Genomic DNA, 19,118 nt, shown 5'->3' on the forward strand with positions numbered 1-19,118 from the left:
TTGTCGTCCGCCGCGACCCGGCCTAGCTTAGCAGTGCTAGGAAATCTAGCGCTGCTAGTTCGAGAGAGGTCTCGCCATGACATCCGTGCTCGCGGTCGTCACCGCGACCGTCGTCGGCCTCATGGTCGGCGTCGAGTTCGCGGTCGCCGCCGTCGTCAACCCGATGCTGTTGCGGCTGCCGGCCGACGCATCGCTGGCCGCACGAGCGGACGGTGGGCGCGTGCTGGGGCGTGCGATGCCGTTCTGGTACGTCGCATCCCTGGCCCTCACCGCGGTCCTCGCCGCGGTCGTGTGGGGCACACCGACCGCGGCGACGGCGCTCCTCGTCGCCGCGCTGCTGCTGGTCGTCAGCGTCGTCATGTCGGTCGCCCTGCTGGTGCCGATCAACAACCGCTCGCGGGGGTGGACCGCGGAGAACCACCCCGACGACTGGCGGGAGCAGCACCGGCGGTGGGACCGCCTGCACTATCTCCGCGTGGCGGTCATCGTCGCGTCCTTCGTGCTCGTCCTGGTCGCGACGACGACGCTGTGACGACGACGCTCTCGGCGGGCCCGACCTCGGATCCGGACCTGCTCCGGCCCCGCGCCGCTCTACGGCACCGTCCCGCCGGGATGCTCGGCCTGCTGCGGTGGACCAGGCGGAACACGGGCCCACCTTCGGTGCTGCTGACGTCAGCCATGGTGGTGACTCCCTGGCGGCGACGGCACTCCTGCCGACCCCACGGATCGATCGTGATGCGCGTCACGTCGACGGTGAGCGCGTGCGTGAGGAGCGCTGATCGAGCGGCCGCTCGCGCCGAGGACACTCCACCCATGACCAAGTACCGGGTCCACCTGATGACCGACCTCACGCGTCTCGACGAGGACGGACTCGCCGACCTCCTCGAGCGGCTCGTCGAGGTCGGCGGGGTCCCGTCGGTTCCGTTCGGCGTCCTCGAGGTCACCGGCAGCACGACGGCCGGGGACGCGCGTGCGGCCGTCGACGAGGTGGGTCGCGTCCTCGAACGCGCCCTGCAGGCCATGAACCGCCCGTGCCGGGTGATCGGGGTGCAGGCGGGCGAGGTCGGCCCGTACGGCTCCTAGGGGCGCGCTCCGGGGCCCTGTCCCCGCACCTCGGACGGCGCTAGGTTCCGGTCACCCGACCGAAGACGCGGAGGCCACCGATGCTCTTCCACCTCGATTTCCACGTCGAGTACGGCGCGACGATGAGCCAGCAGGACCTCTTCGCGACCTGGTCCCGGGAGGCGGAGGCCGCGCTCGGCGCGAAGCAGGCGGGGGTCGTCGTCGACCTCTGGAAGGTCGCCGGCGAGCGGCGCGTCATCGCGATCGTCGACGTCGACAGTCACGACACCCTCGATGAGATCTCCCTGACCCTCCCGATCATGGTCGAGATGGGCCAGCACGTGACGATCAACGTGTCGGCGCTGCGCCGCTACGAGGACTTCGCCGGCAGCGTCAACAGGCTGCTGCAGAGCTGACCGCTCAGCGCCAGCCCAGCTCCGGGGCCAGGTGGGTCAGCACGCTCTCGACGACGTGGGCGTTGTAGTCGACGCCGAGCTGGTTGGGCACGGTGAGCAGCAGCGTGTCCGCGGCGGCGATCGCCTCGTCCTCGGCGAGCTCGGCGATCAGCTTGTCCGGCTCGTTCGCGTACGTCCTGCCGAACCGGGCGTTGCCGCCGTCGATCCACCCGACCTGGTCGGTGCTGTCGTGCTCGCGCCAGAACAGCTGACGGTCGAGGTCGTTGACGATCGGGAAGATGCTTCGGCTGACCGAGACGCGGGGCTCGCGCTCGTGCCCGGCCGCCGTCCACGCGTCGCGGAAGCGCCGGATCTGCTCGGCCTGCAGCCGGTGGAACGGCACGCCGGTGTCCTCGGTGAGCAGCGTCGAGCTCATCAGGTTCATCCCCTGCTCGGCGGTCCACTCCGCGGTCGCGCGGCTGCCGGCGCCCCACCAGATGCGGTCGCGCAGGCCGGGGGCGTGCGGCTCGATCCGCAGGAGGCCGGGCGGGTTCGGGAACATGGGCCGCGGGTTGGGCCGGGCGAAGCCCTCGCCCTCGAGCACCTTCAGGAACGTCGCGGTGTGCTCGCGCGCCATGTCGCCGTCGCTCGTGCCCTCCGGCGGGGTGTAGCCGAAATAGCGGTAGCCGTCGATCACCTGCTCCGGCGATCCCCGGCTGATGCCGAGCTGCAGCCGGCCACCCGAGATCAGGTCGGCGGATCCGGCGTCCTCGGCCATGTACAGCGGGTTCTCGTACCGCATGTCGATCACGCCTGTGCCCAGCTCGATCCGGCTCGTCCTCGCGGCGGCCGCTGCGAGCAGCGGGAACGGCGAGGCGAGCTGCTGGGCGAAGTGGTGCACCCGGTAGAAGGCGCCGTCCGCGCCCGCCTCCTCGGCGGCCACCGCGAGCTCGATCGACTGCAGCAGGGCGTCGGCTCCCGACCGCACCCGCGAGTGCGGGGACGCCGACCAGTGCCCGAAGGACAGGAACCCGATGTTCTTCACGTTTCAATCAACGGTGCGTGTCCGAGGGACATTCCGTCGTGGTTCGGGGCGTCAGTCGGGCGTGTCCATGTAGAAGATCTCGAGCTGGACGTTGTCGGGATCGCGGAAGACGAGCGCGGTGTAGGGGACCGGGTCGTCGGTGTCGTTGGCGCCCGAGTGCGCGATGCCGAGCCTGTCGAGCCAGCTCGCCCACGCGTCGACGTCGGCACGGGTCGGCACCGCGAACGAGATGTGGTCGAGCCCGCAGCGGCGCTCGTCGGCCGGGCCGTCCTGCTGGTCCCGGTGGTGGTGGAGCCCGATGCCGATGCCGGTGGCCGGGTCGAGCAGCACGATCGCGTAGCCGCTGTCCGCGTCGTCGTAGTGCGGGAACGGGGCGGGCACACGGCTCATCCCGAAGACGCGCTCGTACCAGGCCGCACTGGCCTCGACGTCGCTGACCGTCGCGGAGAAGTGGTGGAAGGTGCCCAGCGCGGGGCGGTGCTCGGTCGCGGTCATGTCGGGTCCCCCTCCGGGTCGAGCCGTGTCAGCCACACAGTGTCACGGGTCACACCGCGAGATCGCGACCTCGTCCACTCGAACGTCGCAGCGCCCATCACCTTCCGTGAGCATCACTCGGACCGGGTCTGCCCGGGACAGTCGGTCCGGTGCTGCCACACGCCCCCCGAGGCGTCGAGGAACGCGTCGACCCGCGAGCGGCCGAGGTTCCACGCGAGCCAGTCGTCGCGCTCCTCCCCGGTCGGTCGCAGCGCGCACTCGGCCAGGGGCCGCGGCAGCTCGGCGTAGGCGGGGAGGGCGTCGGCGGAGAGGTCGCTCAGGTACTCCCAGTCGACGGTCCGCGTGACGGCGTAGCGCTCGAGGTTCTGCCGCGCGACCCAGGCGTCGGGGTTGGCCGCCGCGAGCGCGAGCAGCAGCACGACGCCACTCAGGAGCCCGAACCGGGGCAGCCACAGCGCACGGAGCGGGCCGGCCCCGGCGATCACGGCGAGCACCAGGACACCGAGCCAGCCCTCGAACACCGCGACCAGCAGGCGCAGGCGGGTCAGCCCGTAGGCCTGCTCGTAGAGGTGCAGCCGGGAGAGCGCCGAGGCGACGACGACCAGCGTGAACGCGCACAGCAGCCCGAGCGAGACGCGGATCCAGGTGCGGTCGGACGACGTCGCGCGCGGCGCCTTGCGCGTCGCCGCCCAGACCACGAGGAGCGTGAGCGCGGTGGCGACGGTGAGCTGACCGAAGCCCTGGTGCACGTACTGCGCGTAGGTCAGGCCCGTCGTGCGCTCCAGGTAGTCGCGGCCGCCGAAGAACGCCGCGGCCTGGGCGACGAGGAACACGGCGAAGACGGCGTCCACGACGAGCACGGGCGCCAGCCACTCGAAGCGGTGCGCGACGGGACGGGCGGCGCGCTCGCCGCGTTCGGCGCACGGCGGGTTGAGGGCGAGGTACGCCCCGCACAGCACGACGCCGCCGACGCCCAGGGCGACGAACACCCGCGCGGTGAGATCCGCCGAGCCGAGGTCGGGGACCACCGCGCCGACCCACTCCGCGAACAGGGCGTCCGCCGAGGCGAAGAGCAGGGCGAACACCGTGATCCCCAGCAGCGACCACACCGCGGTGCGCAGCAGCGCGGCCCCGTTGCCCAGGCCGGTGACGGCCCGCGCCGTCCGCCCCAGCCAGGGCAGGCCGCGCAGCGCAGCGAGGGGCCAGGCGACCAGGGCCACGAGGAACGCCGGCACCCGCCGCCCGCGGGTCAGCCCGACCGCGCCGAGCACGGCGCCGGCCAGCAGGCAGAGCAGCACGATCCACACGGCGTCCCGGACGACGACGACGCAGGCCAGCGCGAGGCAGAGGCCCGCGCAGACGGAGGTGAAGCGGTCGCGGCGGTGCCGGCTCGCGACGAGCAGGACGCCGGTGGTCGCGAGCAGGACGAGGAACGTGCCCAGCCCGAGGTTCCGGAAGGGCAGCACGACGCCGGCGAGCACGCCGACTCCCAGCGCGCCGAGCAGGACCGCGACGTTGCCGGGCACCCCGCGGTCGGGCCAGAAGTCGCCGAAGAGCCCGTCGGTGAGCGAGGGGACCTCGGCAGGTGCCGGCTCGGGTCGCGCGGGGGTGACCGGGGGTGCGGGCACGGCGATCGCCTCCTGGTCGGGGGTGGGTGTTGCGGGCCGGCGTCGCGCCGGCGTGGTCGGGAGGTCGGCGCGGACGCGGGCGCCCGACGTGCCGGGCTCGGGGTCGGCGAAGCCGATCGACCCGTCGTGCAGGTCGGTCACCCACCGGGCGATGGCGAGCCCGAGGCCGGTGCCGCCACCGGAGATCCCGACGTCGCGGAGCGTCCCGAAGCGTTCGAAGGCGCGGTCGCGGTGCTCCGGCGCGACACCCGGGCCCTCGTCGACGACCTCGAGGTGCCAGCGGCCGTCGTCCGCCTCCCGGGCCCGGACCGTCACGGTGCCGCCGGGCGGGCTGTGGCGCGCGGCGTTGTCGAGGAGGTTGGCGACGAGCTGGCGCAGGCGCGCGGGATCGCCGTCGACGACGAGGCCGGGCGGGTCGACGTCGAGCACGTGGGCGACGTCCTGCCCGCCCACCCGGGCCTCGGCGACGGCGGCGTCCAGCAGCGGTCGGACCTCGACCGGCTCGCGGTGCAGGGGCGCCCGGCCGGCGTCGACCCGCGAGAGGTCGAGCAGGTCGGTGACCAGGTCCGACATCCGCTCGCCCTGGGCGAGCGCGGCACGCAGCGTGGCGGGGTCGGGCGCGGCGACGCCGTCGGCGAGGTTCTCCAGCACGGCACACAGCGCGGCCAGCGGCGTCCGGAGCTCGTGGCTGACGTTGGCGACCAGCTCGCGACGCTGCCGGTCGACCCCGGCGAGCTCCTCGGCCATCGAGTTGAACGCCCGCGCCAGCTCGCCGACCTCGTCGCGCGACGTGGAGGTGACGCGCACGTCGTGGTCGCCGGTGGCCATCCGTCGCGCGGCCGCGGTCATCTCGCGCAACGGCGAGGTCATGCCGACCGCGAGGAGCTGGGTGACGGCGAGCGCGACGGCGATGGTCACGGGGATGCTCAGCCAGATCGGGACGCCGGCACCCGCGCCGATCGTCGCGATCACCGAGGCGAGCGTGACGCTCGCGCCGACCAGGACCCCGAGCTTGACCTTGACCGAGCGGACCGGGTCGAGGGCGCGGATGCTCACGGGCCGGTCCCGAGGATCTCCAGCGCGTAGCCGACGCCGTGGACGGTGCGCACCCGCTCGGGCCCGATCTTGGCGCGCAGCGCCTTCACGTGGCTGTCGACCGTGCGGGTGCCCGAGGCGCCGGGCCAGCCCCACACCTCGCCCATGAGCTTCTCGCGGGTGAGCACCACACCCGGGCTGGCCGCGAGGCAGCGCAGGAGGTCGAACTCGGTCGGCGTCAGGTGCACCTCATCGCCGTCGGCCCAGACGCGGCGGGCCCCGGGGTCGATGCGGACGTCGCCGAGCTCCCGGACGTCGGGATCCCGCACTGACAGCTCCGCCGCGCGCTCGACCCGCCGCAGCAGCGCAGCGACCCGGGCGACGAGCTCGCGCATCCGGAACGGCTTGGTGAGGTAGTCGTCGGCGCCGACGGCCAGCCCGACGAGCACGTCGGCCTCGTCGTCGGCCGCCGTCAGCATGAGCACGGGCACGGGCCGGACGGCCTGGATGCGCCGGCACACCTCGTGCCCGTCGAGCCCGGGGAGCATCACGTCGAGGACGACGAGGTCGGGCTCGCGGGCGGTGAACTCGGCGATCGCGCCGGGCCCGTCCCACGCGCGGACGACGTCGTAGCCGGCGGCGACGAGCCGGTCGGTGACCGCGCCGTTGATCACGGGCTCGTCCTCGACGAGGAGGATGCGCCGGGTGGGACCGCTCATGGTCGGCGAGCGTAGGAGCCGGGCCGGTCGGGATTCGGGGTCGTTCCGTGGAGATCGTGTGCAGGTCGCGCTCTTGACACCCACCGGCGGGCCCAAGAGCGTGCGCGGACACTTCGTGGCTCGAGGAGGAGCGCCGTGGCGGAACGGAACGTCGACGTGGTGTCGGACGGGTGGTCGTACCTCGAGTGCCCGCGGTGGCACGAGGGACGGCTGTGGGTCTCCGACTTCTACACCGAGAAGGTCGTGGCGATCGACGACGCCGGGCACCACGAGGTCATGGCCGAGGTGCCCGAGCAGCCGTCCGGCCTGGGCTTCCTGCCCGACGGCCGCGCGCTGATCGTGTCGATGCGCGACCACCGGATCCTGCGGCGCGAGAACGACGGCTCGCTGGTCGAGCACGCCGACCTCTCCGGGCTCGTCGCGGACCACCTCAACGACATGGTCGTCGACGCCCGGGGCGGCGCCTACGTCGGCAACTTCGGCTTCGACCTCATGGGCGGGGCGCCCATCGGCTCGACGACGCTGACCTACGTCGACCCCGACGGCGCGGCGAGCACCGTGGCCGACGACCTGCTCTTCCCCAACGGCATGGTGCTGCGCGACGGCGTGCTCGTGGTCGCCGAGACGTTCGGCGCGCGCCTGACCGCCTTCGACGTCGCCGACGACGGCGGGCTCGCGCGGCGGCGGTCCTGGGCGCGGTTCGCGGAGCCGCCCCCCACCACCGACGTCGGCGAGGCGGTCGGGGCGCTGCCCGTGGCCCCCGACGGCATCTGCGCCGACGCCGACGGCGCGATCTGGGTCGCCGACGCCCTGCACGCGCGGCTGCTGCGCGTCGCCGAGGGCGGGGAGGTCCTCGAGGAGCTCCCCACGGGCACCGGCGTCTACGCCTGCATGCTCGGCGGCGAGGACGGGTGCACGCTCTACGCCTGCGCGGCGCCGTCGTTCGCCGAGCACGAGCGCCGCCCCGTGCGCGAGGCCCAGCTGCTGGCGGTCCGCGTCGACGTGCCGCACGCCGGGCGGCCCTGAGGCGGTCCGCGCACGTGAGCGTTCCGGGTCGTCAGGACGACCCGGAACACTCACGAGGCCGGAGGCCCTCGACGGGGAGGGCGGCGAGCCGGCTGCCCGCGATGCCGCCCGGGTCGACGCGACGCAGGTCGGCCGCGGGCACCGCCAGGCGGGCGTCGGGGAAGTCGCCGACGAGCACGTCGACGGCCGCGACGAGCTCGGCGCGGGCGAGGTGGACGGCCGCGCAGAGGTGCGGGCCCGCGCCGAACGCCAGGCCGGGACCGGGGCCCGCGCCGGGGTCGTCGGCCGAACCCGCGAGGTCGACGAGCACCGGGGTCCGCGGCGGGAGGACGACGCCCGCGAGCTCGACCTCCTGCGCGCTGAACCGCCAGAGCGTGAACGGCGCGGGCGGGTCGCGGCGCAGGACGTCGTCGACGAGGGCGGCGGTGTCCCCGCCCGGCCCGGTGCCCTCCCCCCGGGTCGAGCTCCGCTGCGCTCCGTCTCCCTCGGCGAGCACCCGCGCCAGCACGAACCCCAGCGCCGGGCCGGTGGTCAGCTGACCCACGAAGAGCAGCGTGAACAGCAGGTAGTGCACCTGCTCGTCGGTGACGTCCGCGGGCAGGCGCTCGCGGAGCTCGCGGGCGAGCCCCTCGTGCTGCATCGCCGTCGCGGCCAGCCGCGCGAAGCCGCCCATCGCCGCGGCGACGTCGGCCTCGTCGCCGAACATCCGCCGGCAGGCCTCGACCGCCTCGTCCAGCATCGCGCGCGGGACGCCGAGCAGGTCGCCCACCACGGCCAGCGGGTAGCGGGTGGTGAAGTCGGCCATGAGGTCGACGGGGCCCTCGCCCCGCTCGGCGAGCAGCCCTCGGGCCGTGTCCCGCATCGCGCCGCGCCGGGCCCGCATCCGCCGCGGCGAGAGCATCGGGGCGTGGGCCCGGCGCAGCGCGGCGTGCGGGGCGCCCTCGGTGGTGGTCAGGGAGAGCGCCTGGGCCGCGGTCGGTTCCAGCTCCGCGGCCCGGGGGTCCCACTCGGGCGGGGCCCAGGCGGTGTCCTTGACGAAGCGCGGGTCGGCGAGGACCACGCGGGCGAGCGCCGCCGTCGTCACGATCGCGACCGGCCCGCCGGCCGGTGCCTCGGCGAGCACGACCGGCCCGGCGGAGCGGAGCGCCTCGCGGCCCGGGTAGGGCTCGTCGGTTCGGCGCGTCCCGGCGGTGAACGGACAGGTGCCGTGCGAGAATCGCTGCATCATGCAGAGACTGTGACACACATTCGCTGCACAGTGCAGAGAAAGGAGGGCCGTGGCACCGGAGGAGGTCGTGGCCGCGCTGGCGGCCTGGAGCGTGCGGCTCGTCCAGTTCAACGGGGTGGTCGCCGCGCGCATCGGCGTCGGGACCACCGAGCTGCAGTGCCTCTACGAGCTCGCGCGGCACGGCCCGGCGACCCCCGGGACGCTCGCGGCGCGCGTCAACCTCACCACCGGTGCGGCGTCGCGGATGGTCGAACGCCTCCACGCCGCGGGCCACGTCCACCGCGTGCCCGACCCGGCCGACCGGCGCCGCGTCCTCATCGAGCCGGACCCGGCGACCCTGCGGCGCATCGCCGCGCTCTACGACCCCCTGAACGCCCGCCTCGCCGCGGAGCTCGCGGGTGTCGACGACGCGGTGCTGGCGCGGATGGCGACCTTCCTCGCCGCGGCCGAGCAGCGCACCGAGGACATGATCAGGGAGCTGTCGTCGGCGGCGTCTCCCCGGGCAGCGTCGCGGGCAGGCCGGCCACGGCGAGGTGCTCCGCCCCGATGAACGCGGTGACCTCGGCGATCCGGCCGTCCTCGGCGAGAGTGAGCACGTCGAGCACCCCGCCGCGCCACGACGACTCGTCGGCGTCCCACAGGTAGCAGCCCACGGCGAGCTGGCCGTTCGCGCGGGCCGGGACGTGGCGCCAGGCCACGCCCAGCGGCCCCTGGTGCAGGAACGCCGACACCGCGGAGATGCCGCGGTACCAGGCGGCGCTCGGGGGCATCGACCACGTGACGTCGGCGGTGAGCAGCCCGATGAGCGCGTCGGCGTCGCCCGCCTCGAGCGCCGACGTGTAGCGGGCGACCGTGGCCGCGAGCGCGGCGTCCGGGAGCGCGCGCAGGGTGCGCTGCTGGCTGGGGCCGGTGACCTTGGCGGCGAGCGTCGCCCGCGCCCGCTGCACGGCGCTGTTCACCGAGGCCGTCGTCGTCACCATCATCGTGGCGACCTCGGCGGCCGAGAACCCGAGGACCTCCATGAGCAGTAGCGCCGCCCGCTGGTTGCCCGGGAGGTGCTGCAGCGCCGCCACGAACGCGAGCTCGACGGCCTCGCGCTCCTCGACGGTGGCGTCCGGGTGGTCGGGGTAGGGGCCGAGCCACGCCACCTCGGTGCGGGGCGGCTCGTCCCCCGGGGCCTCGCTGGACGGGCCGAGGTCCATCGGCAGGGCCCGGCGTCCGCGGCGGGCGACGGCGTCGAGCCCGGCGTTCGTGGCCACGGTGTACAACCACGAGCGCAGGGCGTTCGGCCGGTCCGGGCGGACCTCGAACCGCCCGATCGCGCGCCAGGCACGCAGGAGCGCGTCCTGGAGGACGTCGTCGGCGTCGTGCGCCGAGCCGAGCATCCGGTAGCAGTGCGCGTGCAGCTCCCGGCGCAGCGGCGCGACCAGTCGGGCGAACGCGTCGTCGTCGCCGTGGCGCGCTCGCTCGAGGTCGTCCGCCGCGTCGTCGGGAGCCAGGGGGGCGACGGGCGTCGCGGTGCCCGGGTCGGTCATGGGGGCAGTGTGCTCCGGCGGTCCGACACCCGCGGCTCGGATCCCGCGCGGCGATCACGCCCTCACCCTCGGCGACCGGCGCCCGGGCGGTCGGCCGCCCCGGATGCCCCGGGCGGCCGCACCGTTCGACGCCGTCTGCCACCGCCCGGGGACTCCTCGCTCGGGTGGGGGACAGCGGTGCCTACGCTGTCTCCGTGCGTTCGGAGCGGTGGTCGTCACGGACTGCGGACCTGACGCTGCCGGAGCGGGTGGCGTGGATCCTCGGCGACGACGAAGGACGCCCGATGTCCACCCTCACCGAGCCCGCGGGCCTGCTCGTCGCGGCCGCGATGGTCGAGCTGCTGCTCGACGCCTCCCTGCTCGACGCGGGCACCGCCTATCGGCGCGGGCCCGTCGAGGTCACCGATCCGCTGCTCGGCTGGGTCGCCGAGAGCCTCCTCGCGCACGGGGGCGCGAAGACCGACCTGCAGCACGCGGTCACCGGCCACCGCGGCGCCCAGATGATCCGCCGCACCATGGACCGTCTCGTCGAGCGCGGGCTGGCCGCCCGCGAGCCGCGCCGGGTCTTCGGCTACCTCGCGATGCCGGTGTTCGGCTCCGCCCTTCGGGTCCACGAGGTCGAGGCGTTGCACCACGACCGTGCCGCCGTCCGCGCCTCGCTGGAGGGCGACGAGCCCGACGAGGCGGTCGCGATGCTCATCGTGCTGCTCCACCATGGCCGCCGCGTCCGGGAGCTCAGCCCCGTCGACCTGACCCTCGCCGCCCGCCGCGCCCGGGCGATCTCCGACGGCCGGCACGTCACCCTCGGCGTCGCCCAGGACATCCGCCGGCTGATCTCGCCCACCGTCGGTGCGGTGCTGGCGGCGCTCACGGCGACCACGGTCATCGGCTCCGAGCGCTGACCGACCGCCCGCGCCGAGGGCCCGATCTCGATTCCCTCGCCCGGACCCCTGTCCTGGGCCCGGTTTCGGTCTACGGTGAAGCATCCGACCGGGCGCGAGGGCCCGGGGCCGGGGAAGGGAGGCTTCCCATGACGTCCACCCGCCCTCCGGAGGGCATGCCTGTCCTCGATGCCGGCGCGCACCGCGACGCGGAGGCCGGCAGTTGCCTGATGGAGTACGTCTCCGTCCTCGCCGGCGAACGCTTCACCGACCGGCCACGCTGCACGCATCCGGCGCTCGCCGCCGTCGCGTGGCAGGTCAACGACGCCGTGTCCTCCGAGGCCCGTCAGCAGCTCGCGACCCGGGCCGTGACGCTCATCGGCCTCGGGCGCGACTCCGGCGTCGAGGTCCGGCCGATCGTGCTCGCGACGATCGCGCGCACCGGCCTCGCGGTCGACCCCGCCAACCGCTTCTTCCCCCGTCTGCAGCGTCGCCTCCAGCGACGCGCGGCGGCCGGGCCGGGACGCCCGGGCCGGGGCGAGAAGGGCCACGGCGGACGTCTGGCGACGTTGCTGCACGTGGGGCCGGTGAACCACGCGTGCGCCCACCTGCTCGTCGCGGCCCGCGTGGCCGATCTCGACGCCGCGGCGCGTGACCGCCTGCTCGTGGCGCTGCTCGACGACACCATCGCCGCGGTGGCGCAGGCCGAGCGCTCTGCGGTGCCCGGCGGCGCGCCCGAGAAGGTCGCCACGGGCTGACGCCCAGCCCCAGACCCGGCTCCGGCCCCTGCCTCAGCCGAGCCCGACGCGGACGCACTGCCCGAGCACGCGCTCGAGGCACACCTGGGCGCGGACACCACCCGAGTCGTCCCTTGCTTGCCCGCCGGACGCGCCGTTCGACGAGCCTCCGGACGACCCGCCCGACGACGAGCCGGAACCGCCCGCCGGGGCGCCCGCATTGCCCGACGACCCGGAGCCGCCGGAGCCGCCGGGGCCGGACCGGCCGGACGACCGTGGCTCCGGGCTGCTGTCGGCCACCGCGGAGCGCCCCGTGCGGGGTGGCGTCGCCGCCTCCCCGGCGCCGCCGCCCGTCGCGCCGACGGGACCGACCGCACCGGGTCCGCCCGCTCCGACCGGTCCCGCGGGCGCGGCGGGTCCGGCGGGCCCCACCGGCGGCGGGGTCCCGGGAGCCGCGCCGGGCGACGGCGGCTCGGGCGTGACGGCCCCCGACAGCTCCGGGGCGCGCGCCGCACCCGGGGCGACGGGGTCCGGCAGGGTGGCGGAGGTGAGGTAGCCGGCCTGCGCCGACCCCATCATCACGACCGCGCCGAGCAGGGCCGCGAACAGCACCTTCTTCACCACGTCGGCCTCCGTCATCCGCGCCCGGCCCGTGTCGGACACGGCGGACATCGCGGGCGGTGCCCGCGTCGTGACAGCCGATGACAGGTTCTCGCCCGATCGCGTCAGCACGTCACCCGCACAGCCTCCGATCGCGGACCGAACGACGTCGCCGGCGTCCGGACGGGCGACGTGGACCGGGGTCGCCGGACCCGCCCGTCGCCGTTCCCCGGCCGATGCTTCGGAAACCGAAGCATCCCGAGCGGTCGACGGCCCTCGGTGCCGCGGCGACATCGCCGCCCCGGCGAGCGCGGCGGCACCGGTGGCCGCCGTCAGCCCGCCCGACGCCCGAGCACCGCCGCGAGCGGGACCGGGAGCACGAGGACGCACGCGAGCGCGGCGACGACGAACGCGGTGGGCGCGCCTGCGGCGCCCAGCACCGCGGCCAGGGCCGCGGCGCCGAGGCCGGTGCCGGCGTCGTAGCCGGTGTTCCACCACGTGCTGGCGGCGCCCGAGCGGGACGGGCCCGCGCGGGCGAAGAGCGCGAGCAGGGTGTCGCTCTGGACCGCGCCGAACCCGAGGCCCACGAGCGCGGCGCCGAGGAGCACCACGGGACCGGAACCCGCCCCGCCCAGGGCGATCACGCCGGCGCCGGCGGCGACGGTCAGGAGGCCCACGCCGGTGACCAGCCCGACGACCACCGCAGGCGTGCGGGTCCGCCGGTCGGCGAGCTCCCCGGCGAGTCCACGTCCCGCGAGCTGGCCCGTCGTCAGGACGGCGAGCGCGACGGCGGCGGTGGTCGTCCCCCCGGCGAGGCCGGTCGCCGATCCCGTGCCGGGGGTCCACAGGGGCAGCAGGGTGATCACGCCGCCGGCCGCGGCCGCGGAGACCACCATCGCCGTCCAGGGCCCCACGGCGGACCTGACCGGGAACGTGCGCCCGGCCGCGGCGTCACCGGGGGAGGCGACGACACGCGTCGGAAGGCGTCCGCAGGCGAGGGACGCCAGGAGCGGCAGCGCCGCCCCCGCGAGCAGCACCGCGGCCCCGCCGAGCACGTCGTAGGCCCAGACACCCCCGCTGAGCAGGACGAGCTGCGGCAGGCCGAGCGCGACCCCGTAGAGGCCCATGGCCCGTCCCCGCCGGGCCGGTGGCGCGAGGTCGGCCACGAGGGCGGCACCGGTGACGGTGACGAGCCCGAACCCGAGCCCGCGCACCACGGCCACCCCGAACAGCACGGGCAGGGACGCCGTGACGGCGAGCAGGACCGCCGGCACGCCCATCGCCAGCACCCCCGCGACCATCGCCGCACGCGGGCCCACGCGGCGCAGGACGGCCGGAACGGTCAGCTGGGCGGCGACGGTGGCCGCCATGAACACGCCGGTGGTGGCGCCGGCGGCACCGGGCGCGGCGCCGCCCGCGGCCGCGTGCACCGGCACCACGGGGAGCAGGAGCGCGTAGCCGCCGAAGGCGAGGACGGTCGCGGCGAGGAGCGCGACGAAGGGTGCGGACCGGAGGCCCGCCGGGGTGTCGGCGCTCAGGCGGGGATCACTCCGCGCCGCGGGAGGAGAGCTCTGCGGAGATCTTCGCGGCGAGGTCGGTGTCCTTGGCCGTCAGGCCACCCTCGGAGTGCGTCGACAGCTTGAACTTCAGGCTGTTGTAGCGGATGTCCATGTCCGGGTGGTGGTTCGCCGACTCGGCCAGCTCGGCGACGGCGTCGATGGCCGCGATGGCCTCGGGGAAGCTCGGGAGCTTCGCGAAGCGCGCGATGGTGGCGTCGTCCTCGCGCTGCCAGCCCGGCAGGTCCTGCAGGGCCCGGGCGATCGCGTCCTCACTCAGGAGTTCAGCCATGACCGCATCCTAGGAGAGCCACGGGGAGAATCACCGGGTGCGCATCGTCGTGGGAGCCGCCCTCGTCCGCGAGGGACGGGTGCTGGCGGCCCGTCGGACCCGGCCCGCCTCCGCCGCCGGACGGTGGGAGCTGCCCGGGGGAGCCGTGGAGTCCGGCGAGGACGAGGCGGCCGCGCTCGCCCGCGAGCTGCGCGAGGAGCTCGCCCTCGCCGACGTCGCGGTGGGGGACCGCGTCGGCCCGGAGGTGACCCTCTCCGAGGGCCGGGTGCTGCGCATCCGGGCCTGCCGTGCCGACGGGGAGCCGACGGCGCTCGAGCACGACGCCCTGCGCTGGGTGGGGCCGGACGACCTCGACGACCTCGACTGGCTGGACGCCGACCGGGCCGTGCTGCCCGCGCTGGCGGCGCTCCTCGACGGCGGCCGGGGACGAGGCGCGACCTAGGCGGCGCGCGCCTTCTTCAGCGCCTTCTTGAGGTCCTTGCCCGTCACGCCGGACTCCTGGAGCCGCGCCGCGCGCATGAGCAGCACCGGACAGCCCTTGCAGCGGGGCGACGACCGGCAGCACTGCTTCTTGATCTTCTTCGCCCCGGTGAGCGGGGCGGCGTGGGCGTAGGCGGCGAGGTGGAGCGGGACCTTCGGGCCCTTCTCCTTCGGCACGGGGGCGTCCTGCGCGGGGGCCGCGTCCCGGCCCGGCCGGGCGGACCCGCACGTGGGGCACTCCGTCCGGTGCCGGCCCTTCTTCGCGCCCTTGCCCATGAGGCGAGGCTAACCTCTGGTCCCGGCCGCGGGCCAGACCCGTCGACCAGGTCCGACGGCCACCGTGCCACGATGGCGATCCCGGTACGACTGGTCCCGCACGGTCCCACCACGGTCCCGCGGGGTCCGGCCGACCGGCGAGCGACCAGGCGATCTCCCCGAGGACGAAGGGCCGGACGAAGGCGTGAGCGGTCCCCGACGTGCCGTCGGAGTCCTCCCCGCTCTCGTGGTCGCCCTCGCGCTGCTGGTGGCGGCCTGTTCGGGGGCGCCGCCGCCGGTCGTCGGCCAGGTGCCCGTTCCGGCCCCCGCGCCGACCCCGCAGCTCGAGCCCGACCCGACGGAGTTGCGCATCGGGGTCGACGACCTCGGCATCGGCTTCAACCCGCACCGCGTCGCCGACGACACCCCGATCGCCCGCGCGATGGCCCCGCTGGTGCTGCCCTCGGCGTTCCGGCCCGGTCCCGACGGCGAGCCGCGCCTCGACTCCACGGTGGTGACGTCGGCGCGCGTCACCGACACCGAGCCCTACACCGTGTCCTACGAGATCGCCGCGGCGGCGACCTGGTCGGACAACGCCCCGGTGGCCGCCGAGGATTTCGTCTATCTCTGGCAGCAGATGCGCAGCCAGCCCGGCGTGGTGGGCGCGGCCGGCTACCGCGCGATCAGCGACGTCAGGTCCCGCGCCGGCGGCAAGGCCGTCGACGTCGTGTTCGACCGGCCCTTCCCGGCCTGGCAGACCCTGTTCGACCACCTGCTGCCGGCGCACCTGCTCAAGGACGCGCCCGGTTCGTGGGGCGGCGCGCTGACCGACAGCATCCCGGTGTCCGCCGGGCCGTTCACGGTGCGCGTCGTCGACCGCGTCCGCGGCCAGGTCACCCTCGCCCGCAACGACCGCTACTGGGGCACGCCCTCGGTGCCCGACGAGATCGTCTTCCAGGCCGCCGAGGCGACGTCGCTCATCGACCGGGTGCGCTCCGGCGACGTCCAGGCCACGCAGTTCCGCGCCACCGGCGACGATCTCACCGCGCTGGCCACGGCGGGCCCCGGGCTGACGGTGCGCGCCCTGCCCGAGCCGGCCGTCGTCCAGCTCGCCCTGCGCAGCGACGACGGCCCCCTCGCCGACCTGCGGGTCCGGCAGGCGGTGGCGTCGGCGATCGACCGCTCGGCCCTGCGCGAGGTCGGCGCCGACGGCGGGCCCTCCGCGGACCTGCCCGCCGACGCCTTCGCCCGCGCGCCCTCGGAGGCCGGCTACCGGTCGACGCTGCCCGCCGACTCGCCCGCCGCGCAGCGGGACCTCGGCGAGTCGGCGCGACTGCTGACCGAGGCCGGCTACACCCGCGGCGAGGACGGCCAGTGGAGCCGCGCCGGGCAGCCGTTGGTCCTGCGCCTCGCCGCGCCGCCCCAGGTGGCGCCGTTCGGCCGCCTGGTCTCGACCCTCGGGACCCAGCTCCGCGCCGCCGGCATCGCGTCGGTGGTCGTGGCCGACGGCGGCTCGACGCCCTTCCAGCCCGGCCGGGGTCCGGCGTCGACGACGACGGCCGCGGTGCCCACCCCCGCGCCGACCCCGACGACGGCGGGCCCGCCCCGCCAGACCCCCGGTCAGACGCCGGCCCAGCGCTCGACCGGGGCGCCGGTCGGCGCCACCAGCTCCACCACCACGACCGTCCCGCCGACCCCCGACTCGCCGTCGGACCTCGCGGTCGCCGACATCGCCGTCGTCGCGCTCCCGGTGGGCACGGACCCGATCACCGACCTCGCGTCGGTGGTCGGCTGCCCGGGCGGTCGGGCGCCGGTGACGTCGGGCCGCACCGGCACCGACCCGGCCGTCGACCTCGCCGCGAGCGACGAAGCGCCCGCCCTCCCGGGCGCGACCGCCGCCGCCCCGAGCACGCCCGCTGCGCCGACGAGCACGTCCGCGCCCACGAGCGTCGCGCCGCCGGCGTCGGCGACGGGTGCGGCGCCGACGTCCACGGACGCCCCGGCTGCGCCGACCGAGAGCGCGGAGGCCGATCCCGACGCGATCGAGGAGCTCTCCGAGCCGCAGGCCTCGGAGGCGCTCACGCCCACCGGCTACTGCGACCCGGCGCTGCAGTCGCTGCTCGACGCCGCGTCGTCCGGCGCGGTGTCCCCGGACACGGCGCTCGCGCTCGCGGAGCCGACGCTGTGGACGGCCCTGCCGGTGATCCCGCTGTTCCAGGCCGCCTCGGTGCTCGTGGGCCCGACCGAGCGCACCGACGTCGTGATCGGCCCGCTCCCGGAGAGCCCCTTCGCCGGTGCCGACCGCTGGACGCCGCCGCCGGCGACCCAGCGCGGGGACGACGGCATCAACTGACCGGCCGCGTCACCGTGGGCCTCATCATCACGCGACGTGCATGTCTTGCCGCTGTCAACGGAATTCCCTAGGTTCCCCGCAGTCATGTCACGCGCGGTGATTGCTCGGTTGCCCCGCGCGAGCGACCGGACGGGATTCCCGAGGAGGTAGACGTTGCCGTTGCGCCGCCTGGCCACTGCCGTGGCCGCTGCTCTCGCCGTGGCCCTGGTCGCGACGGCGTGCGGCGGGGGAGGGGACGACCAGTCCGCCCAGACCGTCACCCTCGACTGGGGTGAGCCGGAGAACGCCCTGATCCCCGGCAACAACACCGAGCAGCAGGGCGGCGACGTCCTCGACGCGCTGTTCGCCGGGCTCGTCAAGTACGACGTCGACACGGCCGCGACCTCGATGGAGGCCGCGGAGTCGATCACGTCGGCGGACAACCGGGTCTGGACGATCCGCCTCAAGCCGGGCTGGACGTTCCACGACGGCACCCCGGTGACCGCGCAGAACTACGTCGACGCGTGGAACTGGGTCGCCGCCGGACCCAACGCCGCCCAGGCCCAGTCGTTCATGGAGAAGATCGACGGGTACGACGAGGTCTCGACCGAGCAGCCGACCGCGCCCACCATGCGCGGGCTGCGGGTGGTCGACCCGCAGACCTTCGAGGTCACGCTCAAGGCGCCGTTCGTCATCTTCCCGACGACGCTGGGCTACTCGGCCTACTACCCGCTGCCGCAGAAGTTCTTCACCGACCGCGCGGGCTTCGAGGCCGCGCCGGTGGGCAACGGCGAGTTCAGGTTCGAGTCCCGCACGCCGAACCAGAACCTCACCCTGGTGCGCAACGACCAGTACGCGGGCTCCGACAAGCCGCAGGTCCCGCGCCTGGAGTTCCGCGTCTACGCCGACATCCAGACCGCCTACGACGACGTCGTGTCCGGCAACCTCGACCACGTCAAGGCGATCCCGCCCGCGGCGCTCACCGGGGGCCGCTGGCGCCAGGAGCTCGGGGCCGGCGCCCACGCCAAGGACGGCCTGCAGACCACGGCGCTGGGCTTCCCCCTCTACGACCCGCGCTTCCAGAACCCGCTGGTGCGCCGGGCCATGTCGATGGCGATCGACCGCCAGGCGATCGTCGACCAGATCTTCGGCGGCACCTACAAGCCCGCCGACGGGCTCGCGACGTCGGCCGCGCAGGGCTACGTGCCCAACCAGTGCGGCGCGAACTGCCAGTTCAACCCGCAGCGGGCCCGTGAGCTGCTCGCCCAGGCCGGCGGCTTCGCGGGGCCGCTGACGCTCACGGCGAACGCGGACGGCGGTCACGCCGAATGGATGCAGGCGGTCACGAACCAGCTGCGCCAGAACCTCGGGATCGACGCGCAGTACACGCCGCTGCCGTCGTTCGCCGAGGTCCGCCAGCAGGCCAACGCGTTCCAGTTCACCGGCCTGTTCCGGGCGGCGTGGATCGGCGACTACCCGAACCTGGAGACGTTCCTGACGCAGCTCTACCGCACCGACGCGTCGTCGAACGACTACAAGTACTCCAACCCCGCCGTGGACGCGGCGCTCGACCGCGCCGACCAGGCCCCCACTGAGCAGGCCGCCGAGGCCGGCTACCAGGAGGCCGAGCGACTGATCCTCACGGACATGCCGTCGATCCCGCTGTTCACCCGGCAGATCATCTACGGGGACTCGGCGCGGCTGGCCTCGGGCGACCGCAACCCGCTCGACCGGCTCGTCACGACGTCGTTCCGGCTCAACCCCCAGGGCTGATCCCGTCACCGACCACCACCACCGCCGGCGCGGGATCCGGGTCC

General features: G+C 75.3%; 20 protein-coding genes. 10 read left to right on the forward strand and 10 right to left on the reverse strand.

The annotated features are described in order from the left end of the window. Positions 1 to 76 precede the first annotated feature (76 nt). The 3 genes from PH189_RS07550 to PH189_RS07560 all read left to right on the forward strand — a co-directional run bounded on the left by PH189_RS07550 (position 77) and on the right by PH189_RS07560 (position 1,478). Positions 77 to 532, forward strand: coding sequence for a DUF1772 domain-containing protein (locus PH189_RS07550; protein WP_274188154.1), 456 nt, complete (start codon positions 77 to 79; stop codon positions 530 to 532). Between the two features lie 281 nt (positions 533 to 813). Next, on the forward strand, positions 814 to 1,083 hold the full coding sequence (locus tag PH189_RS07555; protein WP_274188155.1) for a hypothetical protein: 270 nt from the start codon (positions 814 to 816) through the stop codon (positions 1,081 to 1,083). An 80-nt stretch (positions 1,084 to 1,163) separates the two neighbouring features. After that, complete coding sequence (locus PH189_RS07560; RefSeq protein WP_274188156.1) at positions 1,164 to 1,478, forward strand: muconolactone Delta-isomerase; 315 nt, start codon at positions 1,164 to 1,166, stop codon at positions 1,476 to 1,478. Between the two features lie 4 nt (positions 1,479 to 1,482). Here the strand turns inward: PH189_RS07560 and PH189_RS07565 are convergent, their stop codons facing one another. The 4 genes from PH189_RS07565 to PH189_RS07580 form a co-directional block, all read right to left on the reverse strand. Beyond that, a complete protein-coding gene (locus PH189_RS07565) occupies positions 1,483 to 2,502 on the reverse strand; it encodes an LLM class flavin-dependent oxidoreductase (protein WP_274188157.1) in 1,020 nt (339 codons plus the stop codon). Between the two features lie 51 nt (positions 2,503 to 2,553). Beyond that, positions 2,554 to 2,997 (reverse strand): VOC family protein, encoded by a 444-nt coding sequence (locus PH189_RS07570; RefSeq protein WP_274188158.1) that lies wholly within the window; start codon positions 2,995 to 2,997, stop codon positions 2,554 to 2,556. Between the two features lie 113 nt (positions 2,998 to 3,110). Beyond that, the gene (locus PH189_RS07575) at positions 3,111 to 5,681 is read right to left on the reverse strand and encodes a DUF4153 domain-containing protein (RefSeq protein ID WP_274188159.1); all 2,571 of its coding nucleotides are present in this window, start codon (positions 5,679 to 5,681) and stop codon (positions 3,111 to 3,113) included. Continuing rightward, positions 5,678 to 6,379: a response regulator transcription factor gene (locus PH189_RS07580; protein WP_274188160.1), complete on the reverse strand. Its 702-nt coding sequence runs from the start codon at positions 6,377 to 6,379 to the stop codon at positions 5,678 to 5,680. Before PH189_RS07580 ends, PH189_RS07575 begins: the two co-directional genes overlap by 4 nt. A 135-nt stretch (positions 6,380 to 6,514) precedes the next feature. On the opposite strand from PH189_RS07580, the gene PH189_RS07585 reads away from it, so the two are divergent. After that, positions 6,515 to 7,405, forward strand: a complete 891-nt coding sequence (locus tag PH189_RS07585) for an SMP-30/gluconolactonase/LRE family protein (RefSeq protein WP_274188161.1) — start codon at positions 6,515 to 6,517, stop codon at positions 7,403 to 7,405. Positions 7,406 to 7,436: 31 nt separating this feature from the next. Here PH189_RS07585 and PH189_RS07590 read toward each other — a convergent pair whose 3' ends face one another. Then, positions 7,437 to 8,633 carry a cytochrome P450 family protein gene (locus tag PH189_RS07590; protein WP_274188162.1) on the reverse strand — a complete coding sequence of 399 codons (1,197 nt, stop codon included), beginning with the start codon at positions 8,631 to 8,633 and terminating at the stop codon, positions 7,437 to 7,439. 49 nt (positions 8,634 to 8,682) lie between these two features. Here PH189_RS07590 and PH189_RS07595 point away from each other — a divergent pair, with 49 nt between their 5' ends. Beyond that, a complete protein-coding gene (locus tag PH189_RS07595; protein ID WP_274188163.1) occupies positions 8,683 to 9,183 on the forward strand; it encodes a MarR family winged helix-turn-helix transcriptional regulator in 501 nt (166 codons plus the stop codon). Here the strand turns inward: PH189_RS07595 and PH189_RS07600 are convergent. Then, the gene (locus tag PH189_RS07600; RefSeq protein ID WP_274188164.1) at positions 9,104 to 10,168 is read right to left on the reverse strand and encodes a sigma-70 family RNA polymerase sigma factor; all 1,065 of its coding nucleotides are present in this window, start codon (positions 10,166 to 10,168) and stop codon (positions 9,104 to 9,106) included. The genes PH189_RS07595 and PH189_RS07600 overlap by 80 nt on opposite strands. A 248-nt stretch (positions 10,169 to 10,416) precedes the next feature. Between PH189_RS07600 and PH189_RS07605 the strand changes: the two genes are divergently transcribed. Together PH189_RS07605 and PH189_RS07610 are read left to right on the forward strand one after the other, a co-directional pair. After that, positions 10,417 to 11,070, forward strand: coding sequence for a GPP34 family phosphoprotein (locus PH189_RS07605; RefSeq protein WP_274188355.1), 654 nt, complete (start codon positions 10,417 to 10,419; stop codon positions 11,068 to 11,070). Between the two features lie 128 nt (positions 11,071 to 11,198). Then, on the forward strand, positions 11,199 to 11,807 hold the full coding sequence (locus PH189_RS07610) for a hypothetical protein (protein WP_274188165.1): 609 nt from the start codon (positions 11,199 to 11,201) through the stop codon (positions 11,805 to 11,807). 33 nt (positions 11,808 to 11,840) lie between these two features. On the opposite strand, the gene PH189_RS07615 is transcribed toward PH189_RS07610, so the two are convergent. From PH189_RS07615 to PH189_RS07625, 3 genes are all read right to left on the reverse strand, one after another. Continuing rightward, positions 11,841 to 12,449 (reverse strand): hypothetical protein, encoded by a 609-nt coding sequence (locus tag PH189_RS07615; protein WP_274188166.1) that lies wholly within the window; start codon positions 12,447 to 12,449, stop codon positions 11,841 to 11,843. A 269-nt stretch (positions 12,450 to 12,718) separates the two neighbouring features. After that, positions 12,719 to 13,924 (reverse strand): MFS transporter, encoded by a 1,206-nt coding sequence (locus PH189_RS07620; RefSeq protein ID WP_274188356.1) that lies wholly within the window; start codon positions 13,922 to 13,924, stop codon positions 12,719 to 12,721. A gap of 7 nt (positions 13,925 to 13,931) precedes the next feature. Beyond that, positions 13,932 to 14,234, reverse strand: coding sequence for a 4a-hydroxytetrahydrobiopterin dehydratase (locus tag PH189_RS07625; protein WP_274188167.1), 303 nt, complete (start codon positions 14,232 to 14,234; stop codon positions 13,932 to 13,934). A 37-nt stretch (positions 14,235 to 14,271) separates the two neighbouring features. Between PH189_RS07625 and PH189_RS07630 the strand changes: the two genes are divergently transcribed. After that, the gene (locus PH189_RS07630) at positions 14,272 to 14,676 is read left to right on the forward strand and encodes an NUDIX domain-containing protein (protein WP_378014931.1); all 405 of its coding nucleotides are present in this window, start codon (positions 14,272 to 14,274) and stop codon (positions 14,674 to 14,676) included. Here PH189_RS07630 and PH189_RS07635 read toward each other — a convergent pair. Further along, entirely contained in the window at positions 14,673 to 14,990 is a 318-nt protein-coding gene (locus PH189_RS07635) for a hypothetical protein (RefSeq protein WP_274188168.1), read from the reverse strand. The two genes, PH189_RS07630 and PH189_RS07635, sit on opposite strands and share 4 nt — an antisense overlap. Positions 14,991 to 15,174: 184 nt before the next feature. Here PH189_RS07635 and PH189_RS07640 point away from each other — a divergent pair, with 184 nt between their 5' ends. Both PH189_RS07640 and PH189_RS07645 read left to right on the forward strand, forming a co-directional pair. Next, on the forward strand, positions 15,175 to 17,322 hold the full coding sequence (locus PH189_RS07640) for an ABC transporter substrate-binding protein (protein WP_274188169.1): 2,148 nt from the start codon (positions 15,175 to 15,177) through the stop codon (positions 17,320 to 17,322). Between the two features lie 153 nt (positions 17,323 to 17,475). Beyond that, positions 17,476 to 19,074, forward strand: coding sequence for a peptide ABC transporter substrate-binding protein (locus PH189_RS07645; RefSeq protein ID WP_274188170.1), 1,599 nt, complete (start codon positions 17,476 to 17,478; stop codon positions 19,072 to 19,074). Positions 19,075 to 19,118 lie beyond the last annotated feature (44 nt).

It is taken from the genome of Actinomycetospora chibensis (assembly GCF_028737215.1).
GTDB classification, from domain to species: domain Bacteria; phylum Actinomycetota; class Actinomycetes; order Mycobacteriales; family Pseudonocardiaceae; genus Actinomycetospora; species Actinomycetospora chibensis.

Coding starts and splice junctions, on each gene's coding strand:
- PH189_RS07550 (WP_274188154.1), top strand. CDS start 77: ATGACATCCGTGCTCGCGGTCGTCACCGCGACCGTCGTCGGCCTCATG.
- PH189_RS07555 (WP_274188155.1), top strand. CDS start 814: ATGACCAAGTACCGGGTCCACCTGATGACCGACCTCACGCGTCTCGAC.
- PH189_RS07560 (WP_274188156.1), top strand. CDS start 1,164: ATGCTCTTCCACCTCGATTTCCACGTCGAGTACGGCGCGACGATGAGC.
- PH189_RS07570 (WP_274188158.1), bottom strand. CDS start 2,997: ATGACCGCGACCGAGCACCGCCCCGCGCTGGGCACCTTCCACCACTTC.
- PH189_RS07580 (WP_274188160.1), bottom strand. CDS start 6,379: ATGAGCGGTCCCACCCGGCGCATCCTCCTCGTCGAGGACGAGCCCGTG.
- PH189_RS07590 (WP_274188162.1), bottom strand. CDS start 8,633: ATGATGCAGCGATTCTCGCACGGCACCTGTCCGTTCACCGCCGGGACG.
- PH189_RS07600 (WP_274188164.1), bottom strand. CDS start 10,168: ATGACCGACCCGGGCACCGCGACGCCCGTCGCCCCCCTGGCTCCCGAC.
- PH189_RS07610 (WP_274188165.1), top strand. CDS start 11,199: ATGACGTCCACCCGCCCTCCGGAGGGCATGCCTGTCCTCGATGCCGGC.
- PH189_RS07625 (WP_274188167.1), bottom strand. CDS start 14,234: ATGGCTGAACTCCTGAGTGAGGACGCGATCGCCCGGGCCCTGCAGGAC.
- PH189_RS07635 (WP_274188168.1), bottom strand. CDS start 14,990: ATGGGCAAGGGCGCGAAGAAGGGCCGGCACCGGACGGAGTGCCCCACG.